A 19,163-nucleotide genomic window follows, 5' to 3' on the forward strand; every position below is an offset into this window, starting at 1 on the left:
CATGGCTGACGTGACGTTGCGCAAGGTGGTGAAGCGTTATGACGAGGTCGAGGCAGTGCGCGGCATCGATCTCGACATTGCCGACCATGAGTTCGTCGTGCTGGTGGGGCCGTCGGGCTGCGGCAAGTCGACCACGCTGCGGATGATCGCCGGCCTGGAAGATATTTCCGACGGCGACATCATGATCGGCGGCGACGTCGTCAACGACGTGCCGCCAAAGGATCGCGATATCGCGATGGTGTTCCAGAATTACGCGCTCTACCCGCACATGACGGTGGCGGAGAACATGTCGTTCGGGCTGCGGCTGAAGCGCTATCCCAAAGCCGAGATCAAGAGCCGCGTCGACGAGGCCGCGCGCATGCTCGACATCGTCGAGCTGGTCGACCGCAAGCCGAAGCAATTGTCCGGCGGCCAGCGCCAGCGCGTCGCCATGGGCCGCGCCATCGTGCGTAACCCAAAAGTGTTTCTGTTCGACGAGCCGCTGTCCAACCTCGACGCCAAGCTGCGCGTGCAGATGCGGATCGAGATCAAGAAGGTGCACCAGAAGGTCCGCACCACGACGGTCTACGTGACCCACGACCAGGTGGAGGCGATGACGCTCGCCGACCGCGTCGTGGTGATGAACCATGGCCGGATCGAGCAGATCGGCACGCCGAACGAGCTTTATCACAAGCCGGCGACGAAATTCGTCGCCAGCTTCATCGGCTCGCCGGCGATGAATTTCATCCCGTGCCGGCTGGAGGATCTCGCCGGCAAGTTGCACGTCCGGCTGACCGATCGCATCGCCTTCCCGCTACCGCTGGCGCGCGCCGTCCGTTACCAGAGCATTCCGCGCACCGAAAAATTGCTGCTCGGGCTGCGGCCAGAGCATGTCACCGAGGCAAAGCCGCATCCCCAGCCGGGCGTCGAGACATTCGACACGGTGCTTGATGTCACCGAGCCGATGGGAATGGAAACGCTGATTTACTTTACGATGGAGGGCTCGCAGGTCTGCGGGCGGGTCAATCCCAACGCCGATGCGCACGACGGCGCCCCGCTCCGATTGGCTGTGGACCTCAACAACATGCACCTGCTAAACGAGGTGACCGGCGTCGTCCTTTGACGGCACAGCAACGAGACCTAAGGGCAGGGAATGGCTACCAACAAGAAGAAAATCTTCATCACAGAATCGATGTCGCAACCGGGAAGAGCGCTACTTCACGCGCGGGACGACGTCGAACTTGTCGAATTCCCCAACATGATTTCGCAGAAGGATTTCGAAGCCAAGCTGAAGGAGCATGCCCCGGTCCACGGCGTCGCCCTCGGCGGCACCCGCTTCGGCGAGCCCGAGCTCGAAGCCTCGCAAGACATGCTGGTGGTGACCCGGATCGGCGTCGGATTCGACGCCGTTGACGTTCCCGCGCTCAGCCGCCGCAAGGTCCCGCTGATGGTGGCTGGCACCGCCAATTCGCCGTCCGTTGCCGAGCATGCCCTGTTCATGATGCTGACGCTCGCCAAGCGCGCGACGGAAATGCACTCGCTTGTCAGGGACGACAAATGGGCCGATCGGTTGGGAATGCTGCCCTATGACCTCTTCGGCAAGACGGTTCTGATCATAGGCTTCGGCCGCATCGGCACGCGCACCGCCAAGCGGTGCCTCGCGATGGAAATGAACGTCCTGGTTTTCGACCCCTACAAGCCTGCCGCCGACATCAAGGCCGCCGGTTGCGATCCGATCGCCGACCTCAACGCCGCGCTGCCGCGTGCCGACTTCGTCAGCATCCATTGCCCGAAGAATCCGGAGACGGTCGGCATGTTCAATGCTGACCGGTTGAAGCGGATGAAGCCATCAGCCTATCTGATCAACACGGCGCGCGGCGGAATCGTCGACGAGGCCGCCCTGCACGCTGCGTTGGTCTCCGGCAAGCTTGCCGGCGCCGGCCTCGACGTCTTCGCGCAGGAGCCCCCGCCGGCCGGTCAGGCATTGCTCGCCCTGCCGAATGTCATCATGGCGCCGCATGTCGCAGGCGTCACGGTGGAAGCCGTCGACCGGATGAGCGAGCAGACCGCCCGCAACATTCTGAGCGTGCTGGATGGCGAACCCGTGCGCCAGAACGTGATCAATCAGGATGTGCTCGGCTAAATCGCCCGCAAGTCAATGACCCCGGGCGCGGCCGGTCCACCGACCGGCCGGCAAGCGAGGTATCTAGCATGGCCTTCAAGGAATACGGCAATTACGACGCGGTCGGCCTTGCCGAACTGGTTCGGAAGAAAGAAGTCGCGGCCAGGGAATTGCTCGACGAGGCCATCGCCCGTACCGCGAAGGTCGATCCGCAGATCAACGCGGTCGTGGTCAAGCATTACGACTATGCCGAACGCCAGGTCGAGCACGGCCTGCCCGACGGCCCCTTTACCGGCGTACCGTTCCTGCTGAAGGACCTCGATCTCCTGGAGGGCACGCGCACGACCTCCGGCGCCACGGTCCTGAAGGATTTTGTGGCCGACCACAGTGGCACGCTGGCGCAGCGCTTTCTCGATACTGGCGTCTCGATCTTCGGCAAGAGCTCCAGTCCCGAATTCGGCCTGATGCCGACGACGGAGTCGCGCCTGCACGGGCCGACCCGCAATCCCTGGAATCTCGAGCATTCTTCCGGCGGTTCGTCGGGTGGCGCGGCAGCGGCCGTTGCCGCCCGCATCCTCCCTGTCGCGCATGCCAGCGATGGCGGCGGCTCGATCCGGATCCCCGCCTCCGCGTCCGGCGTGTTCGGCTTGAAGCCGACCCGGGCGCGCAATCCGCTCGGCCCCGATCGCGGCGAAGGCTGGGGTGGCTTCTCCTGCGGCCACGTCGTGAGCATCAGCGTGCGCGACAGCGCTGTCATGATGGACGCAATCCACGGTCCCGAGCCTTCGAGCCCCTACATGGTGCCGCCGCCGGAACGGCCGTTTTCGCAGGAAGTCGGCCGCGATCCGGGTAAGCTCCGCATCGCCTTCACCGACAAATCGCCGTATGGCGACGCTATCGATCCGGAAATCGCGGCGGCCGTGCGCGTGATTGCGGGCCTTCTGGCGGGACTCGGCCATCACGTCGAGGAACGGGCGCCAGTGCTTGCCGCTGATCCGGCCGCCGCCATGACCACCATCGTCGGCGGCAACACCGCGTTGACGGTACGGCTGATCGAGCAGAGGCTCGGGCGCGCCGCAACGGAAAACGATTTCGAGATATTGACGCTGGCGTTCGCTCACAACGCGCAAAAGACCACCGCGACCGATTACGTCGCCGCCCAGCTCGCAGCCTTCCAGATTTCGCGCTCGCTGGCGGCTTTCTTCGAGAGCTGCGACGTCTTCCTGTGTCCGACATTGTGCGCGCCGCCGCTGCGCATCGGCGAACTCAACGCCATGTCGGAGGATCTGTCGCATATTCCCCCGATCCTGCGCCGCTATATGCCCGGGACCGCCATGTTCAATATGTCCGGGCAGCCGGCGATGTCGGTGCCGCTGGCGTGGAACAAGGCCGGATTGCCGCTCGGCATGATGTTCTCGGCCAGGTTCGGCGATGAGGCGACCCTGTTCCGGCTGGCCGGGCAGCTCGAACAGGAGCGGCCCTGGAAGAGCAGAATACCGCCGGTGTGTGCTTAAACTCCGCCCCAAAAACGCCACGGATGGACAAGGCGCAGCCTTATTCGGTAACGAGGGAAGACACGGGGCGGCAACGGGGACATTGATTCTGCTCACGACGCCCCGATCCGGAGGCTGAATCGTGACTCAGAGCGACCCGACCGACAACGCGCTGGCGGCCATCGCCAGCATTCTCGACCGACCGGAGAGCCACCGCGAGCCCGATAAACCCGTGGTCGCGGAGCATGGGCCGGTGGCCCCTCCACCGATCCCAGTGACCCCTTCGCCGATCGAGGCTCACGGTTACTCCAGGCACGGTCCGGGGCCGATGGCCTCGATCCGTTTCAAGTGGACGGTTCGCCTTGAGAATGGCGACTACTATGTCGACGAGACCATCGGGGAGAATTCCGCTCCGATCGTCTCCGGCCCGATGTCAAGAGAAGCCGCGATCCAGACGGTGGACGATCGCGAAAGCGACGCACGCCGGCGCTTCGAGCAATTGAAGAGCGAGATGACCGAACGCGGCGCCGCCGCCAATCTGGTCAGCAAGGACAGCAGCGAGGCATAGCCTTCCGGCGCTGTCTGACGGCTATCCCGGCGGTCCCAGAAAATCCTTCTTGGCAAGATCGACACCCGCATGGCGCAGGATGTCGTAGGCCGTCGTGACATGAAAGAAGAATTGCGGAACGCTGAACGTCAGCAGCAACGATTTTCCAGTGAATTTTCGCTGGGTGCCGTTCTTGAACGTGAAAGCGACTTCCTTGTCGGCTGCGGCGTCGATCTCGGCACGCGGCAAGCCCTTCACGAAATCGATCGCCGCTGAAATCCGCGACTTGAGCTCGGCGATGTCGGGCTCGCTGTCAGAAAATGTATGTGGGGCACGGCCGGCCAGCAGCGCGCCGGCAACGACCGCATGCCGGTTGGCTTCTGCCACCTGCTGCTTCAGGCTGTACATGGTGGGTGAGAGCCGCATGTTCAGAAGCACGGCCGGATCGATGTTTCGGGCTCTCGCATGGGCCGAGGCGTGGTCGAGAAGAACCGACAGATTGCCGAGATACGGCACGAACACGCCGACGGAAGCTTCGTAGAGCGAGATGGTCACGATTTCAATTTCTCCGGGTGGCACCACCGCGATATCTGGTTTAAATCGGCGCCATCGCTCCAAAGTGTCATCGAATTTGTCGGCGGAGAAGACCTGATGTTTCGAGTGTTCGTTAGTCTTGCAATGGCTGTCCTGTGGACCGTTGTCGCCAACGCTCAGCCAGCGAATTCCCGCCTCGACGACATCATCAAGCGCGGCACGCTGCGGGTCGGCATGACCGGCGACTATCGTCCCTTCACCTATCTCGACAAGACGACCTCGAAATTTACCGGCTTCGACGTCGACATGGCGGAAGCGCTTGGCAAGGCGCTCGGCGTCAAGGTCGAATTCGTTCAGACGGCGTGGCCGCAGCTGATGAAGGATTTCGAAGCCGACAATTTCGATATCGCGATGGGCGGCGTCTCGATCACGCTCGACCGGCAGAAGAAGGGAATGTTCTCGACGCCGATCATGCGCGAGGGCAAGACGCCGATCGCCCGCTGCGCCGACAAGGACAAGTATGAGACCATTGCCGATATCGACAAGGCCGGCACGCGCGTCATCGTCAATCCAGGCGGCACCAATGAACGCTTCGCCAAGGCGAACATCAAGAACGCCGAGATCAAGATGTGGAACGACAACGTCACGATTTTCGACGAAATCGCCAAGGGCAATGCCGACCTGATGATGACGGACTCTTCCGAGACCCGCTACCAGCAGAAACAGCACCCGGGCGTGCTCTGCGCGGTGCATCCGGAAAAGCCGTTCGACTTCGCCGAGAAGGCTTATTGGCTGCAGCGCGACATAGCCCTGAAGGCCTTTGTCGATCAGTGGCTGCACATCGCCACTGAGGACGGCAGCTTCAAGAAAATTTATGCGGCCTGGTTCGATTGATTCCTGGTCGGATAAGCCTGTTTTCGCAGGAAATTGACCGTCCCTTGGGCGCTATTTAGACTGCCCCAAGTTAGACTACCGAAGTCGAATTTGAACCAAAGCCGCTAGTACACGACTTATACTTTGAAAGTGATCTGGATCACGTTGGGTGGAGCTATTGCTGCATAATAGCTTTGGGGGAATGGGGTTCCCTGCTCAGGAGGTCGCAACAATGAAGAAGTGTCTCGCTATCGCCGTGCTCTTGCTGGCGAGCAGCCTCACCACCGCGCAGGCCCAGTACTCGTTTGAGTATGGCGGCCGCACTATCACCATCGATCCCGATCGCGGCACGGTTCAGATTCCCGGCGTCTACGATAATACCGGCAAGAAGGCCAAGCGCTCGCGTGGCGAGGAAGGCGACCTTGATCGTCCGGGCAAGAAGGCGCCGCAGCAGGCGAAGTCCGCCCCGCAGGCCGCACCCGAGGCGGCAACCCCGGCTGCACCTGCACCGGCTGAACAGGCCGCCGCTCCGGCGGCTGCGCCTGCCGCCCCTGCTCCGCCCGCTCCAGCCACCACTTCGAGGGGCGAGCCGTCGACGGCAGCCGTAGCGCCGGCGGATAGGGCTGCGCCTGCGCCAGCAACGCCCGCGCCTCCAGTGCAACAGAATGCCGCTCCGGCCGCGCCGCCGGCGCCAGCTCCCGTTGCCGCGCCAGCGCCACCGCCGCCGCAACAACAACAGGCCGCCGTCCCGGCAGCATCCGCGCCTTCGTCTGCGAACTCACCGCTCGGCATATGGCTGACGGAGGAGAAGGAAGGCAAAGTGCGGATCGAACAGTGCGGCCCCAATCTCTGCGGCTATTCCGTCGACAAGAAGTCGAACCAGAACGGCGAGCAGGTCCTGATCAACATGAAGCCCGGCAAGGACAAGTGGAGCGGCCGGATTTTCGATCCGAATTCAGGCAGCACCTACGATTCGACGATCGCCCTCAAGAGCACCGACAGTCTCCGCGTTCAGGGCTGCGCCTTTGGCGGCATGTTCTGTGGCGGTCAGACCTGGACCCGCGTCAACTGACCGGCAGCCAACCTGCGCATTCAACTGGAAGCCCCGCCGCAACGCGGGGCTTTTCACTGCGCCCGCTTTTCACTGAGAATTAGCCCGTGATGACAGTCACAGTCGTCATGGAACCGCTGTGAGACCATGATCGTGTCCAAACCAAAAGGGCACGTCATGGTAACGTCTCGGAAATCTCTGGTAGCCACTTCGCTGATTGCTGCACTGGGCTTTGCGACACCATCCGCGGCCGCGACGTTCGACGGCGCCTGGAATGTGCAGATCACCTCGTCGAACGCCGCCTGCAACAGCGGCGCGTCGGTCTCGATCGGAATCAACAACGGCCAGGTCGCCTCGAACAGCGCGACTGTAACGGCGTCCGGCCGCGTGGCCGAAGCGGGCGCCATCCATGTGACCCTGGCGAGCGGCATGAAGCGCGCGGTCGGTTCCGGCGTTCTCACGGCCACGTCGGGATCGGGCACATGGCGCGCAGCCCTGTGCTCCGGCACCTGGACCGCGCAACGCGTGTGAAGCGACAGCAGTTTAGCCGAGCTTCTCGGAATACTCCGCGTCGGTCACGTGCTCCATCCAGGTGACGTAGCTGCCGTCGGCCGCTTCCTGCATGGCAATGTGAGTCATGGCGTTGGTCGGCGAAGCGCCATGCCAGTGCTTCTCACCGGGCGGAATCCAGACGACATCACCGGGGCGAATTTCCCTGATCGGTCCGCCTTTGGCCTGCACCCGTCCGACCCCTGAGATGACATAGAGCGTCTGGCCCAGCGGATGCGTGTGCCAGGCCGTGCGCGCGCCCGGCTCAAAGGAGACGCGCGTCGAGGCCAGCCGTGCCGGCGCCTCGGTCTGGATGATCGGATCCTGCAGCACCGTGCCGGTGAAATATTCCGGCGGCGCCCGGCGCGTCGGCCGGGAACCCGCGAGATGGATATCCATGGAGTTGTCTCCTTTTTCTGGACTTGTGTTTGATCTTGTAGGGTGGGCAAAGGCGCTCTTCGCGCCGTGCCCACCAACCCGGGGCTGGATACTGCGATAGACGGTGGGCTCGCTTCGCTTAGCCCACCCTACACATAGTTATTTCTTGCTGGCCGCGTAGCGCGCCTTGGTCTCGGCGTTCATCGGATAGAGGCCGGGCAATGCCGCGCCGTTGTTCACCTCGTTGACGATCCAGGCTTCCATCCGTTCCTGCTCCGGCCCTTCGGCCAGCACATGGTCGAGCAGCGCCTGCGGGATCAGGACCGCGCCGTCCTGGTCGGCGACGACGATGTCGTTGGGGAATACCGCGACCCCGCCACAGCCGATCGGCTCACCCCAGCCGACGAAGGTCAGCCCGGCCACCGAAGGCGGCGCCGCAAAGCCGTCGCACCACACGGGCAAATTGGTACCGAGCACGCCTTCGACGTCGCGCACCACGCCATCGGTGATCAGCGCGGCCACGCCGCGCTTGACCATGCGCGCACAGAGAATGTCGCCGAAGATGCCGGCGTCGGTGACGCCCATGGCGTCGACCACGGTGATGCAACCTTTCGGCATCGCTTCAATCGCAGTGCGGGTCGAAATCGGCGACGACCAGGATTCCGGCGTTGCCAGATCTTCGCGCGCGGGCACGAAGCGCAGCGTAAAGGCCGGTCCGACCAGCCGCGGCTGCCCGGGCCGCAGCGGCTTGGTGCCGCGCATCCAGACGTTTCGCAGGCCCTTCTTGAGCAGCACGGTGGTGATGGTGGCGGTGGATACGCCGGACAGGGTTGCGAGGGCTTCGGGGGACAGGGACATCTGGAATGCAGGCTCCGGAGGATGGGTGAAAGGTAGCGCATCTTGCGAAGCGCGGATGTCACGTCAAGGGCTCGGCGAAAGAAGCGCGATCACAACATCTTATCGTCGGCATGCAGATTAATTTATTGAACTTACTGGCTGATTTCGCGCGAAGCGAATTCCACTCGCGTCCAAAACACGCTAGAGGTGGAGGCGCAGCACAGAAGCTGCGAGACAGTTTAGAGGCCATGGCCGCGACGCTTCCCCCGCCCCGCCTTTTGCCGAGTGGCGACAGCGCCATCACGGTGGAATTCAGCCGCAACATCGACGATGCCGCCAACCGGCGCGTATTGGCGCTCGACCGTGCGATGGCCGCCGAGCCGGTGACGGGCGTCACCGAGACGGTGCCGACCTATCGCTCGCTGCTGGTGCATTACGATCCCGTGTTGATCGATTTCGACAAGCTTGGCGAAAAGATTCTCACACTCGCGCAGCGGCCGGTACCGGCAACGACAAAGACCCGGCGCTGGCGCATTCCGGTGGTCTATGGCGGCGAGCACGGCATCGACCTCGAGGATGTCGCAAAAACCCTCAACACGACGCCCGACGAGATCGTGGCGCGGCATGTCGCCGGCGACTACCGGGTAGCCATGATCGGCTTTACGCCCGGCTGGTCCTATCTCAGCGGGCTCACGGACTCCCTGCACATGCCGCGGCGGCAGAACCCGCGTTTGCTGACGCCGGCCGGCACCATCTCAATCGGTGGCGTACAGACCGGCGTGCAGTGCCTCGCCGGCCCGAGCGGCTGGCACCTGCTGGGACAAACGGCCGTCCGCACCTATCAGCTGCATCGCGATCCGATCTTCCTGCTGGAGCCCGGCGACAACGTCACCTTTACGGCGGTCGATGCCAAGACTTTTGCGGAGCAGGATCGCGCCGCCGAAGCCGGCGAATTCATTGCCGAGCAGATCGCCTCATGAGCAAGCTCGTCATTGCATCGATCGGCCCGGCAAGTTCGGTACAGGACGGCGGACGTCCCGGCGCGCAGCGTTACGGCCTGGTGCCGAGCGGGGCGATGGATCGGCTGGCGCTGGCGGCCGCGAATACGCTGGCCGGCAATGAACCGTTCACGGCGGCTGTCGAGGTCGGCCCGTTCGGAGCAAGGTTCACCGCACGCGGCGGCGCGGTGCGCGTCGCGCTGGCGGGAGCCCCGCGCAATGCCGATATCGCCGGCCGTGCCGTGGCGTCGGATACGTCCGCAACCCTCGCCGATGGCGAGACGCTGACGCTCGGTTTTGCCCGCGGCGGCTCGTTCAGCTATCTCGCGGTCGAAGGCGGCATTGCCGGCGAGCCGATGTTCGGCAGCCTCGCCGTTAACGCGCGCGCGGGCCTCGGCAGCCCTTATCCGCGCCCCCTGCAAGCCGGCGACGAACTGCAGACAAAGGTGGCCAGCGGTGCGCCGGAGCGGCGGATCGAGCTGCCCGCGGCAACCGACGCGCCGATCCGCGTGGTGTGGGGTCCACAGGATGACGAATTCGCCGACGAGACCAAAAACCTGCTTCTCGACAGCGAATGGAAGATTTCCGCGACCAGCGACCGCATGGGCTACCGGCTCGAAGGCCCGGTACTCAGACATCTCCACGGCCACAACATCGTTTCCGACGGTACCGTCAACGGCAGCCTGCAGGTGCCCGGCAACGGCCAGCCGATCGTACTGATGCGCGATCGCGGCACCAGCGGCGGCTATCCCAAGATCGCGGCGGTGATTTCGGCCGACTTCGGACGGTTTGCGCAGATCCCGGCCGGGCGCGCCTTTCGCTTCCGGGCCGTCAGCATGGCGGAAGCGCAGGCGGAAGCGCGAAAATTTGCCGAGTTGTTGCGCACCCTGCCCGAGCGGCTGCGGGCTATCGAAAGCGTTGATCTCAACATCGATGCGCTGCACGATGCCAATGTCGCGGGCCACGCCGTCAGCGCCGTCGATGCCGGAACCTGGCACGCCGTCTCTCTGGCCGACATATCCGGCCCGGACTGATCACCCAATCCACTCACGAGAAGCGGATCAACACCATGACAACCATCGACCTCAATTGCGATCTCGGCGAAGGATTTGGCGCGTGGGAAATGGGCAACGACGCCGCCATGATCGAGCTGGCGACCTCGGTGAACGTCGCCTGCGGCTTTCATGCCGGCGACGCCGACATCATGCGTCGCACGGTTGAACTGGCGAAAGCGCGCGGCGTCAGTGTCGGCGCGCATCCCGGGTATCGCGACCTGCACGGCTTCGGCCGGCGGCCGATCCCCGGCTTGAAGTCGTCGGAGATCGAGAACCTCATCGCCTACCAGATCGGCGCGTTGCAGGCGATTGCGACCGCAGCCGGCCACAAGGTGACCCACGTGAAAGCGCATGGCGCGCTCTCCAACGTCGCCTGTGAGGACGACATGACCGCGAAGGCCATCGCCAACGGCATCAAGGCGGTCGATCCCAATCTGATTTTCGTGGTGCTCGCCAATTCCAAGCTGGTGCAGGCGGGCGAAGCCGCCAACCTGCCGATGGTGCACGAGGTCTTTGCCGACCGCGCCTATGAAGACAATGGCTCGCTGGTGTCGCGCAAGAAGCCCGGCGCGGTATTGCACGATGCGAAGGCGATCGCCGACCGCGTGGTGCGGATGGTGCAGGACGGCGCGGTGGTGTCAGTCACCGGCAAGGTGATCAAGATGCGCACCGACACCGTGTGCATTCACGGCGATACGGCCGGCGCGGTCGACATCGCGCGCGCGGTGCGTCAGGCGTTGAAGGATGCAGGGATCGCGGTCGCGCCGTTCAAGACGATAATTTAATTCCTAGAACGGATGAACCGAGAGCGTGCCGAACACGATGGCGGCAATGAGCGCGAACGCGCTGTAGAGCGCGGCGGTATAGCCGGTGCCGGAACGGCGGGACACCGAGCGTGCGTAAAGGTGCAGGCGGGCTTCCGCCGATAGTTCGCGCATGATCGATCTCCAACGCGGCATGGACTGCATATGGAATATCGTTTGCGTCCGAATTCAAGATATCCGCGGAAATAGCGATGCGGGCGCTTCGGCGCGCTCCATTTCGAGGGGAAAATTCCCCTCTCCCCGACCAGAGCGAGAATTTTATTCGGGCCGATTTGAGCTAGCCGGAACCCAAATCAGTGAGCTGGCAGGTTCGGTTCCAATCGCGACAGTGCCGGAAGCACACGGTCGCGGGCGATTTCATGCCCAAAGTCGCCACGGTTCGCGAGCAGAATCACGCCGACCTTGTGATCCGGTACAAGTCCGACATAGGCCGACGCGTTGTTGAGCCCGCCCGGTTTGTCAACGACGCCTACTCCGTCCACGTCGACATTCTCCCACGCCATCGCTTGTCCGAATTTCTCGTTGAAACGGAACATTTCACGCTGAGTCATCTGCAGCGCTTCGCGCAACTGCGGATCCACCGCTCTACCGTCGAGGCAGGCGGTGAGAAAAATGGCGAGATCCCGCGCCGACGAGAACATCTGCCCGCTCCCAGGGAAATCATAATAGCTGTGCTGGTCGCCCGGCGGACCGATTGGCATGCCGTCATCGGAATAGCCCTGGACGACGCGCTGCATGAATTCAGGACGCATGACGGCACGGTTGTCCGGTCCACGTTCGGGAAGCAGCGTCGAACTCATCCCTAGCGGCCTCAGGATCCGACTTTCAATGAGCTGACCTATTGGAACCCCATACCGACGCTCAAGCGCCAGCTGCAGCAGCACGTAACCGGCATGCGTGTAGATGCGTTGTTTGCCCGGCTGTTCGCCCGCCTGCGGCGTCCAGGCGTTGAGGATGTCGAGAAATTGGCCCAACGAGTATGACTCGTTGGGCCATGGTGGGTGATCCGTCGCCAGCAAGAGGCCGGAAGTATGGGTCGCAAGCTCACCAATCGTGACCCGACGAATATAGTCGCCGTTCAATTCGGTGACGTACTTGTTGACCGGATCGTCCAGACTTATTTCGCCGCGCAGCGTTCCGAGCGCGACCAGTGCAGCCTCAAACACCTTGCGCACGGACGCTATGTTGAACAGCGTGTCCGGTGTGATCGGCCGCTTGCCGGCTTGATCGGCGAGACCGTAGTTGAAGAACTGGACGTGGCCCGCGACGTACACGGCGGATGCGAGCCCGCCGGCATCATTGGCCGTCACCACAGGCGCGAAATTTTCCGCCATAATGTCCTGAACCCGTGAGTCCAGGTCTGTCATGGCCACGCGCGCCGGACTGGGCAGGAGGACGAACAGAAGGGCCAAGCCCGCGGTGAACGAGGAGCACCATGATCTCATATCACAATCCGACAGGCATCATGAGATAACCAGCGCTGGATCGCCGGTCGAGTGAGCCAGCGATTGACACAAGCGCGCCATCAAACAACAGCATGTCGATCGTGGGGTTTCCTTCGACATTGTTATTATCGCTGCTTGGTCTCGGCCAAGACACGTATGAGCGTTGGCGAGGCAACCGAAATCACAATCCGGATACTCTGGGAACCAGGCGCTGACGCCTCACATTCGTTCAGCTTGCGTCAACTCCCTAGTAAACGTCCTGCTGGAACCGGCCCTGCTTCTTGAGTTCCCCGACAAAGCTGACGGCCTCGTCGGTGGTTCGGGCGCCGAACTGCGCGACGATATCGACCAGGGCCCGCTCGACGTCCTTGGCCATCCGCTTGGCGTCGCCGCAGACATAGATGTTGGCGCCCTCGGCAAGCCAGGTCCACAATTCGCGGCCGACCTCGCGCATGCGGTCCTGCACATAGAACTTCTTGTCGCCGTCGCGCGACCACGCCAGCGACAACCGCGTCAGCAGGCCCGACGTCTTCAAGGCATTGAGTTCGTCGGCATAGAAGAAATCGCAGTCGCTGCGCTGATGGCCGAAGAACAGCCAGTTCTTGCCCGGCGCGCCGGTGGCGCGGCGGTCGAGCAGGAAGGCGCGGAACGGCGCCACGCCGGTGCCGGGCCCGATCATGATGATCGGAACCTTGGGATCCTGCGGCAGCGCGAAGCCATGGGCTTTCTGCACATAGACCTTCAGCTCATCGCCGGGATTGATGCGTTCGGCGAGGAAGGTCGAAGCCAACCCTAAGCGTTTGCGCTTGTTGATCATGTAGCGCACGCAGTCGACCGTCAGCGACAGCTTTCCGGGCGTCGCATTGTGCGACGACGAGATCGAATAGAGCCGCGGCTGCAGCGGCTCGAGCGCCTCGACAAAGGCCTCGGGGTGCGGGCGCACGCCAGAGAATTTCTGCAGCACTGCCATCACGTCGAGCGTCGCCGCGTCACCATCGGGGTCCTCGCCCTGCGCCAGCGCCCTCGCCTTCTCGCGGGTGGTCCCACCCGTGATGAAGGAGATCAGCTCGAACAGCGAGTCCGGCGCCGGCGACAGCGAGACGTCGTCGATCAGGACTTCCCGCAGCGTCTTGCCATTGACCTTGGTGGTGTGGGAGGCGCCGAGCAGCGCGATGATCTGGTCGACCAGCCCGACATCGTTGCGCGCGAAGATGCCGAAGGAATCGCCGACCACATAATCGAGCCCGCAGCCGGACAGATCGAACTCGATGTGCCAGGTCTCCTTCTCCGAACCCTTCTTGTTGAGGAGGCGACGCGAAAGGAAGGTCGCCGCGATCGGATTGTCGCGCGACCGTCCGGGCTCGGCCACGACCGCGGGCGCAGCCGGTGCCGCTGAAGGCGTGGCCGGCGCCTTGTCGATCTCCTCATAGAGCGCCTTCAGCATCCGCGCGGTTTCCTTGCCGCCGGGGACGCAAAGGTTGAGGCGCGCCTCGCTCTTGCTCGCGATAGCTTCCGAATAGTTATGACAATCGTAGCCACACTGCCCGCAATCCTGCTGCGCCATCGCCGCCATCATGCGCCGCCGCAGCGGGCGGCCTTCCGCGAGCTTCATGCGGTCGGCCATCGGCATGGTCTGGTCGTGCCAGGGCGCTTCGCCGTCATCGCCATCACCGGCCGAGCCCAGCATCACGGCCGCGCCCTGCTCCGCCGACAGCGGCGTCGCATCTGACAGAAGTCCGGCGAAGAAGCCGTTCAGCCACGAGCGCTGCGCTTCGGAGAACGGCGCACTGGACGGGATGATCTCGATCTTCGGTGGAGGCGTGATCTGGTTCATGAGGACACCTGAGCGTCTGTGACCTGGGCGTCGGCGAGCTTGCGCAGCGTCTCGCCGTCATGGCGGCGCGCGAACGTCAGGAAAGTTTCTTCGGGCGAAACGCGATGCGCGAGATAGGCCTTCAGCAGTCGCTCGACCGTCTTCGGCGCATCCTCGGCCTTGAGGTCGTGATAGACCTCCTGCCCGACATCAGCATCCGGACCAAAGCCGCCGCCGGTGAACAAATGATAGCCCTCGACCGGATCGACATCCTCGCCGACATCCACCTTGGCGGCGATCAGTCCGATATCGCTGATGTAGTGCTGCGCGCAGGAATGATGGCAGCCGGTGACGTGGATGTTGAGCGGCGTGTCGATGTTGACGCGCGGTTCGCACCAGTCGCCGATCTCGGCGGCATGGCGCTTGGTATTCGACGCTGCAAACCGGCATCCGGCATTGCCGGTGCAGGCGATCAGCCCGGCGCGAATTTGCGAGGCTTCGACCGCCAATCCGATCTTCCTGATCGCGGCGATCGCCAGTTCGACGTTCCCGTCGCGCACCCCCGGGATCAGCAGGTTCTGCCAGACCGTCAGCCGGATATCGCCGTCGCCGAGGTCCTGCGCGATCCTGGCCAGCCCGCGCATCTGATCGCAGGTGACTTTGCCGAGCGGCAGCGACACGCCAATCCAGTTCAATCCCTCCTGCTTCTGCCTGTGCACCCCGATATGCGCCATGCGATCGAAAGCCGGCCGCGGGGCGAGCGCTTCCGGCGGTACGCGGGTGAAGGGTTTGCCGAGCCGCTCCTCGACCAGTGCGAGAAACTTGTCGTGCCCCATGTCGTCGAGCACGTATTTCAACCGGGCCTTGTTGCGGTTGGTGCGGTCGCCGAGATCGATGAAGATGCGCACGATGGCGTCAGACACTTTTGTCGCATCGGCCGGCTTGACGATGATGTCGCCATATTTGGCAAAATCCCTGTGGCCGGTGATGCCGCCGAGCCCCAGGCGAAACCAGACGCCGGGATCGACACCGAAACCGTCCTTCACCTCGACCGCGGAAAACGCGATGTCGTTGGTGTCCTCCAGCACGGCGATCTTGCCGGCTCCGTCGAAGGCGACGTTGAACTTGCGCGGCAGCCCGTACAGCGAGCGATCGTTGAGGATGTGGTAGTGCCACTCCCGCGCATATTCGCGGGTATCCAACAGTTCCTGCGGATCGATCCCCGCCGTCGGCGTCCCCGTGACGTTGCGGATGTTGTCGGCGCCGGTGCCGCGCGAACACAGGCCAAGGTCCTGAATGCCTTCGATCAACGCCACCGCGTGCTTCGGCGGAATCTCGCGCACCTGCAGATTGGCCCGCGTGGTGACGTGGCAAAACGGTCCGCACAGTTTTTCGGCGAGATCGGCAAGACCCGAAAACTGCCAGTGCTTCAGGATGCCGTTCGGGATCCGTAAGCGGCACATGTAGGAATCCTGCGCCGGCGCCACATAAAACAGGCCGTAATAGCGCCAGCGGAAATTATCCGCAGGGTTCGGTGGCGCATTGTCGAGCGCTTGCTGCTTCAGCCGGGGATAGGCATCGAACGGATGCTCCTCGCGCTTGAATTTTTCCTGGTCGGCGAGCTTCTTGCCGGCGGCTGTGACCTTGTCCTGCGCCTTGATATGCGCAGCATCCGGTCCGGTCGGCTCAGTATTCGCCCTACCGGCGTTGCCGCCAAGGCCGCGCCCGACCCGGCTGATCTGCAGACCGGTAGTGAAGCCTTCGAGGTAGCGTTTCTGCTCGTCGGTAAAATCGACTGTGAGGGTTTCGATCTTCATGGTGCGCGACGAAGCTCCTGCGGCCACGAGGGGTGGCATCAACGAATGGGGATAGACCGCCAGGAAAATCGGCCCGGCGCGTCGCCGGGCTGTGATTTTGCTATGCGGTCCGACCAGCTTCGTTGCTGCGGAAATCCATCTTGGACGTAGGTCAGCAGGCTTCAGCGACGAGCCGACCGCACTGCAACATACAAGTTGCGTGCCAGTCGGGTTCAAAAAGAATATGTTGGTATTTCAAACTGTTCCGAGGACGACCTCGAAACTATGAAGTCTTCTTCATTGCCGTGCCGCGTGCAAATTGCCTAGCAATTAAGCGGATACGACTTTTGCCTAATATTGCTTCAGTAGGCCCGGCTCAAGGTTTCCAATGCCCAATTTTGAAAGCCGCCAGATGGCCGGCGATGTCGCCGGGGTCGAACGCCGGACCGGCAAAGGCGCCGATCGCGTCAGAAGCGCCAGGGGGCTTGCCCTGATGCCCCTTGGCGGCGTCGTAGAGGTCCGGCCTGAAGACGCCCATGGCGGTTCGCAGCGCCTCCGGCCGCATCGCCGTCTGACCCCAGCGCACCATCTGCGCATAGAGCCAGGCGGCCTGCGCGGGATCGGGACGGCCCGCGCCCTCGCGCCCGACCAGAAGATAGCGGCCGCTCTCGCGCCGCTGGCCGTCGGGTGAAATCTTCAGCCGGCCGTCGAGGGTGCGCTGGATCACCTCGGCGCCGACGCCGATCCGGTCGGGCCGCGCCAGGACATGCGCGGTCTCGGCGCGGTTTCCGGGATCCTCGATATATTCGGCAGCGTGGGAAGCCGCCCGGACCAGGGCAGCCAGCACGTCCGCATTCTTTTCCGACCAGCTTTGCCTGACTGCGAGAACCTTCTCGGCCGCACGGACCAGGATGTCCGAGACGAAATGCAGGATGTGGCCGACGCCGAGATCGACCGCGACCGAGTTCCAGGGCGCGCCGACGCAAAACGCATCGACATGCCCGTTGGCGAGGCTGTCCACCATGTAGGGCGGCGGCAGCACCACCAGGCGAACGTCCTCGTCGGGATCGACCCCGCCCGCCGCCATCCAGAACCGAAGCTGGTAATTGTGGGTGGAGAACGGGAACGTCATGCCAAAAGTCAGCGGTTCCGCGCCGCTCTTGCGCCTGTTGGCGACGACGCGCGCGAGCGCCAGAGCGGTGGCCATGGGATCGATGGCGTCGCCCTCGAGCTCGCCCATGATCGCCGCATGCAGCGCCGGTGATACCGTGATCGCATTGCCGTTGAGGCCCAGATTGAATGGCGCCACGATTGGCACCTTGACGTGTCCAAGCCCGAGACTCGACGCAATCGCTACCGGCGCCAGCAAATGCGCCGCGTCGAACAGGCCGATATTGAGCTTGTCACGGACATTCGACCACGACACCTCCCGCACCAGCGTGACATCGAGCCCTTCGGCGGCCGCAAAGCCCTTGTCGACGGCGATGATCAGCGCGGCGGCGTCGACCAGCGGAATGAAACCGATATGCAGCGGTGTGGTCATTTCAACAGCTCCGAGGCGGTCAGGATCGACTGCGCGATCTCGCCGATTTTCTTTTTCTCGCGCATCGCCGTGGAGCGCATGAGTACGTAGGCCTCGTCTTCGGTGAGGCCCTTCACCTTCATCAGGATTCCCTTGGCACGGTCGATCACCTTGCGCTCTTCGAGCGCGGACTTGGTGCGGTCGAGCTCGTCCTGCAGCTTCGAGAAGGCGTTGAAGCGGGAGATGCAGAGGTCGAGGATCGGTTTGATCCGCTCCTTCTTCAGGCCATCGACGATATAGGCGGAAACGCCGGCATCGACGGAGGCCTGGATCGAGGCCGCATCGCTCTGGTCGACGAACATGGCGATCGGCCGCCGCACCGCGCGGCTGACCTGGAACATCTGTTCCAGAACGTCGCGGCTGGGGTTTTCCAGGTCGATCAGGATGACGTCGGGGTCGAGCGCATAAATCCGCGCCAGCAGGCTCTGCATTTCGCTGATATGCACGACGCCGGTAAAGCCCGCCTCCCGCAATCCCTCTTCCAGGATCGCGGCCCGGATCGGGCTTTCGTCGACAATGACGATTTTCGGCGACGACTCAGCGCTCATGGATCAACTCTTAACCCGGCAGGGTATCCATAGCACGTCAAAAGCCCCCGCAAAGCCTTGTAATTATGGGCAATTGGGACTAGCTCGTGCATATCAATCAGGCAGATTAAATATGCAACAGGCCGCCGCGCCCAAAGTCAGCTTTGTTTCGCTTGGGTGCCCCTGAGACAGAGAATGTAAACTCTTGAGCCAAGTCCTCCAAGGAACAGCGCCGGCCGATGGCATCCTATGAAAGTGCTGGCCCTGTATGGCAGGTTGGAGCGTCAGTGACGAAGTCTTTCGAACAGAGTCTGGCCAGACTGAGAAATGTCAGCGTCTCGGTAATCGCCGACGATATCCCTGACGCGGAGGGAACGGCGGCCATCGTGATTAGATTTTCCGATGGCACCGTATTGAAAGCCCAGTACTGGCGTCTAATCCAAGACGGGCGCGCATCGTTGAGTAGCTTCGATCATCAAAAGAAATACGGCCTTCCCGCACCAATCGATGCGAAGGAAGAAGTATCCAATCGGTTGCAGAGACAAGTCTGCAACGGTGTGCAATTCGATAGTGAGACGGCGGATCTAACTTTGGTGTTCGGTGAAAGCACGAAGCTGCAAGCCTTTAACTTTACCGGGCACGAAATTTGGGAGATCCATTTTCCTGACGGCACCGGGCAATATTCTAATTACGCTCTTACATGATCTAGCCGTCCGCGATCCTGCTATTAAAACTAGCTTGCAAATACCTTGACTATTTA

At 62.8% G+C, this 19,163-nt stretch carries 20 protein-coding genes; 11 read left to right on the top strand and 9 right to left on the bottom strand.

Annotated elements, in window-relative coordinates; translation table 11 throughout:
- Position 1: 1 nt before the first annotated feature.
- The 4 genes from V1286_RS15680 (at position 2) to V1286_RS15695 (ending at position 4,162) form a co-directional block, all read left to right on the top strand.
- On the top strand, positions 2-1,102 hold the full coding sequence (locus V1286_RS15680) for an ABC transporter ATP-binding protein (RefSeq protein WP_334480802.1): 1,101 nt from the start codon (positions 2-4) through the stop codon (positions 1,100-1,102).
- A gap of 30 nt (positions 1,103-1,132) precedes the next feature.
- On the top strand, positions 1,133-2,122 hold the full coding sequence (locus tag V1286_RS15685; protein WP_334480804.1) for a hydroxyacid dehydrogenase: 990 nt from the start codon (positions 1,133-1,135) through the stop codon (positions 2,120-2,122).
- Positions 2,123-2,190: 68 nt separating this feature from the next.
- A complete protein-coding gene (locus V1286_RS15690) occupies positions 2,191-3,615 on the top strand; it encodes an amidase (protein WP_334480805.1) in 1,425 nt (474 codons plus the stop codon).
- 121 nt (positions 3,616-3,736) lie between these two features.
- On the top strand, positions 3,737-4,162 hold the full coding sequence (locus V1286_RS15695) for a hypothetical protein (protein WP_334480806.1): 426 nt from the start codon (positions 3,737-3,739) through the stop codon (positions 4,160-4,162).
- Positions 4,163-4,183: 21 nt separating this feature from the next.
- On the opposite strand, the gene V1286_RS15700 is transcribed toward V1286_RS15695, so the two are convergent.
- Positions 4,184-4,696 carry a DUF1993 domain-containing protein gene (locus V1286_RS15700; RefSeq protein WP_334480807.1) on the bottom strand — a complete coding sequence of 171 codons (513 nt, stop codon included), beginning with the start codon at positions 4,694-4,696 and terminating at the stop codon, positions 4,184-4,186.
- Between the two features lie 96 nt (positions 4,697-4,792).
- Between V1286_RS15700 and V1286_RS15705 the strand changes: the two genes are divergently transcribed.
- From V1286_RS15705 to V1286_RS15715, 3 genes are all read left to right on the top strand, one after another.
- Positions 4,793-5,569 carry a transporter substrate-binding domain-containing protein gene (locus tag V1286_RS15705; RefSeq protein WP_334480808.1) on the top strand — a complete coding sequence of 259 codons (777 nt, stop codon included), beginning with the start codon at positions 4,793-4,795 and terminating at the stop codon, positions 5,567-5,569.
- 211 nt (positions 5,570-5,780) lie between these two features.
- Complete coding sequence (locus V1286_RS15710; protein ID WP_334480810.1) at positions 5,781-6,620, top strand: DUF2147 domain-containing protein; 840 nt, start codon at positions 5,781-5,783, stop codon at positions 6,618-6,620.
- A gap of 132 nt (positions 6,621-6,752) precedes the next feature.
- On the top strand, positions 6,753-7,130 hold the full coding sequence (locus V1286_RS15715) for a hypothetical protein (protein ID WP_334480811.1): 378 nt from the start codon (positions 6,753-6,755) through the stop codon (positions 7,128-7,130).
- Positions 7,131-7,142: 12 nt separating this feature from the next.
- On the opposite strand, the gene V1286_RS15720 is transcribed toward V1286_RS15715, so the two are convergent.
- Positions 7,143-7,547: a (R)-mandelonitrile lyase gene (locus tag V1286_RS15720; protein ID WP_334480812.1), complete on the bottom strand. Its 405-nt coding sequence runs from the start codon at positions 7,545-7,547 to the stop codon at positions 7,143-7,145.
- Between the two features lie 138 nt (positions 7,548-7,685).
- Positions 7,686-8,384, bottom strand: coding sequence for a ribonuclease activity regulator RraA (locus V1286_RS15725; RefSeq protein ID WP_108522424.1), 699 nt, complete (start codon positions 8,382-8,384; stop codon positions 7,686-7,688).
- Positions 8,385-8,611: 227 nt separating this feature from the next.
- Here V1286_RS15725 and pxpB point away from each other — a divergent pair, with 227 nt between their 5' ends.
- Genes pxpB through V1286_RS15740 form a run of 3 tightly spaced genes read left to right on the top strand, consistent with a single transcriptional unit; the run spans position 8,612 to position 11,201 of the window.
- Entirely contained in the window at positions 8,612-9,343 is a 732-nt protein-coding gene (gene pxpB / locus V1286_RS15730; RefSeq protein ID WP_334480815.1) for a 5-oxoprolinase subunit PxpB, read from the top strand.
- Positions 9,340-10,395, top strand: coding sequence for a 5-oxoprolinase subunit C family protein (locus V1286_RS15735; protein ID WP_334480817.1), 1,056 nt, complete (start codon positions 9,340-9,342; stop codon positions 10,393-10,395). The genes pxpB and V1286_RS15735 overlap by 4 nt, the downstream gene beginning before the upstream one ends.
- Positions 10,396-10,430: 35 nt before the next feature.
- Positions 10,431-11,201: a LamB/YcsF family protein gene (locus V1286_RS15740; RefSeq protein WP_108522421.1), complete on the top strand. Its 771-nt coding sequence runs from the start codon at positions 10,431-10,433 to the stop codon at positions 11,199-11,201.
- Positions 11,202-11,204: 3 nt separating this feature from the next.
- On the opposite strand, the gene V1286_RS15745 is transcribed toward V1286_RS15740, so the two are convergent.
- From V1286_RS15745 to V1286_RS15770, 6 genes are all read right to left on the bottom strand, one after another.
- On the bottom strand, positions 11,205-11,354 hold the full coding sequence (locus V1286_RS15745; RefSeq protein ID WP_334480820.1) for a hypothetical protein: 150 nt from the start codon (positions 11,352-11,354) through the stop codon (positions 11,205-11,207).
- 179 nt (positions 11,355-11,533) lie between these two features.
- Positions 11,534-12,607, bottom strand: a complete 1,074-nt coding sequence (locus tag V1286_RS15750; RefSeq protein ID WP_334480821.1) for a serine hydrolase — start codon at positions 12,605-12,607, stop codon at positions 11,534-11,536.
- A gap of 325 nt (positions 12,608-12,932) precedes the next feature.
- The gene (locus V1286_RS15755; RefSeq protein ID WP_334480823.1) at positions 12,933-14,519 is read right to left on the bottom strand and encodes a sulfite reductase subunit alpha; all 1,587 of its coding nucleotides are present in this window, start codon (positions 14,517-14,519) and stop codon (positions 12,933-12,935) included.
- Positions 14,516-16,315 (bottom strand): NirA family protein, encoded by a 1,800-nt coding sequence (locus V1286_RS15760; RefSeq protein WP_334480825.1) that lies wholly within the window; start codon positions 16,313-16,315, stop codon positions 14,516-14,518. Before V1286_RS15760 ends, V1286_RS15755 begins: the two co-directional genes overlap by 4 nt.
- A 355-nt stretch (positions 16,316-16,670) precedes the next feature.
- Entirely contained in the window at positions 16,671-17,837 is a 1,167-nt protein-coding gene (locus tag V1286_RS15765) for a CmpA/NrtA family ABC transporter substrate-binding protein (RefSeq protein ID WP_334480826.1), read from the bottom strand.
- A complete protein-coding gene (locus tag V1286_RS15770; protein WP_057852587.1) occupies positions 17,834-18,424 on the bottom strand; it encodes an ANTAR domain-containing response regulator in 591 nt (196 codons plus the stop codon). Before V1286_RS15770 ends, V1286_RS15765 begins: the two co-directional genes overlap by 4 nt.
- 218 nt (positions 18,425-18,642) lie before the next feature.
- On the opposite strand from V1286_RS15770, the gene V1286_RS15775 reads away from it, so the two are divergent.
- Positions 18,643-19,107 carry a hypothetical protein gene (locus V1286_RS15775; protein WP_334480827.1) on the top strand — a complete coding sequence of 155 codons (465 nt, stop codon included), beginning with the start codon at positions 18,643-18,645 and terminating at the stop codon, positions 19,105-19,107.
- The last annotated feature ends 56 nt before the right edge of the window (positions 19,108-19,163 follow it).

Origin of the sequence: Bradyrhizobium algeriense (assembly GCF_036924595.1) — a bacterium.
GTDB lineage: Bacteria > Pseudomonadota > Alphaproteobacteria > Rhizobiales > Xanthobacteraceae > Bradyrhizobium > Bradyrhizobium algeriense.

Coding starts and splice junctions, on each gene's coding strand:
- V1286_RS15680 (WP_334480802.1), top strand. CDS start 2: ATGGCTGACGTGACGTTGCGCAAGGTGGTGAAGCGTTATGACGAGGTC.
- V1286_RS15685 (WP_334480804.1), top strand. CDS start 1,133: ATGGCTACCAACAAGAAGAAAATCTTCATCACAGAATCGATGTCGCAA.
- V1286_RS15690 (WP_334480805.1), top strand. CDS start 2,191: ATGGCCTTCAAGGAATACGGCAATTACGACGCGGTCGGCCTTGCCGAA.
- V1286_RS15705 (WP_334480808.1), top strand. CDS start 4,793: ATGTTTCGAGTGTTCGTTAGTCTTGCAATGGCTGTCCTGTGGACCGTT.
- V1286_RS15710 (WP_334480810.1), top strand. CDS start 5,781: ATGAAGAAGTGTCTCGCTATCGCCGTGCTCTTGCTGGCGAGCAGCCTC.
- V1286_RS15720 (WP_334480812.1), bottom strand. CDS start 7,547: ATGGATATCCATCTCGCGGGTTCCCGGCCGACGCGCCGGGCGCCGCCG.
- V1286_RS15725 (WP_108522424.1), bottom strand. CDS start 8,384: ATGTCCCTGTCCCCCGAAGCCCTCGCAACCCTGTCCGGCGTATCCACC.
- pxpB (WP_334480815.1), top strand. CDS start 8,612: ATGGCCGCGACGCTTCCCCCGCCCCGCCTTTTGCCGAGTGGCGACAGC.
- V1286_RS15735 (WP_334480817.1), top strand. CDS start 9,340: ATGAGCAAGCTCGTCATTGCATCGATCGGCCCGGCAAGTTCGGTACAG.
- V1286_RS15740 (WP_108522421.1), top strand. CDS start 10,431: ATGACAACCATCGACCTCAATTGCGATCTCGGCGAAGGATTTGGCGCG.
- V1286_RS15745 (WP_334480820.1), bottom strand. CDS start 11,354: ATGCGCGAACTATCGGCGGAAGCCCGCCTGCACCTTTACGCACGCTCG.
- V1286_RS15750 (WP_334480821.1), bottom strand. CDS start 12,607: ATGACAGACCTGGACTCACGGGTTCAGGACATTATGGCGGAAAATTTC.
- V1286_RS15755 (WP_334480823.1), bottom strand. CDS start 14,519: ATGAACCAGATCACGCCTCCACCGAAGATCGAGATCATCCCGTCCAGT.
- V1286_RS15760 (WP_334480825.1), bottom strand. CDS start 16,315: ATGAAGATCGAAACCCTCACAGTCGATTTTACCGACGAGCAGAAACGC.
- V1286_RS15765 (WP_334480826.1), bottom strand. CDS start 17,837: ATGACCACACCGCTGCATATCGGTTTCATTCCGCTGGTCGACGCCGCC.
- V1286_RS15770 (WP_057852587.1), bottom strand. CDS start 18,424: ATGAGCGCTGAGTCGTCGCCGAAAATCGTCATTGTCGACGAAAGCCCG.
- V1286_RS15775 (WP_334480827.1), top strand. CDS start 18,643: ATGGCATCCTATGAAAGTGCTGGCCCTGTATGGCAGGTTGGAGCGTCA.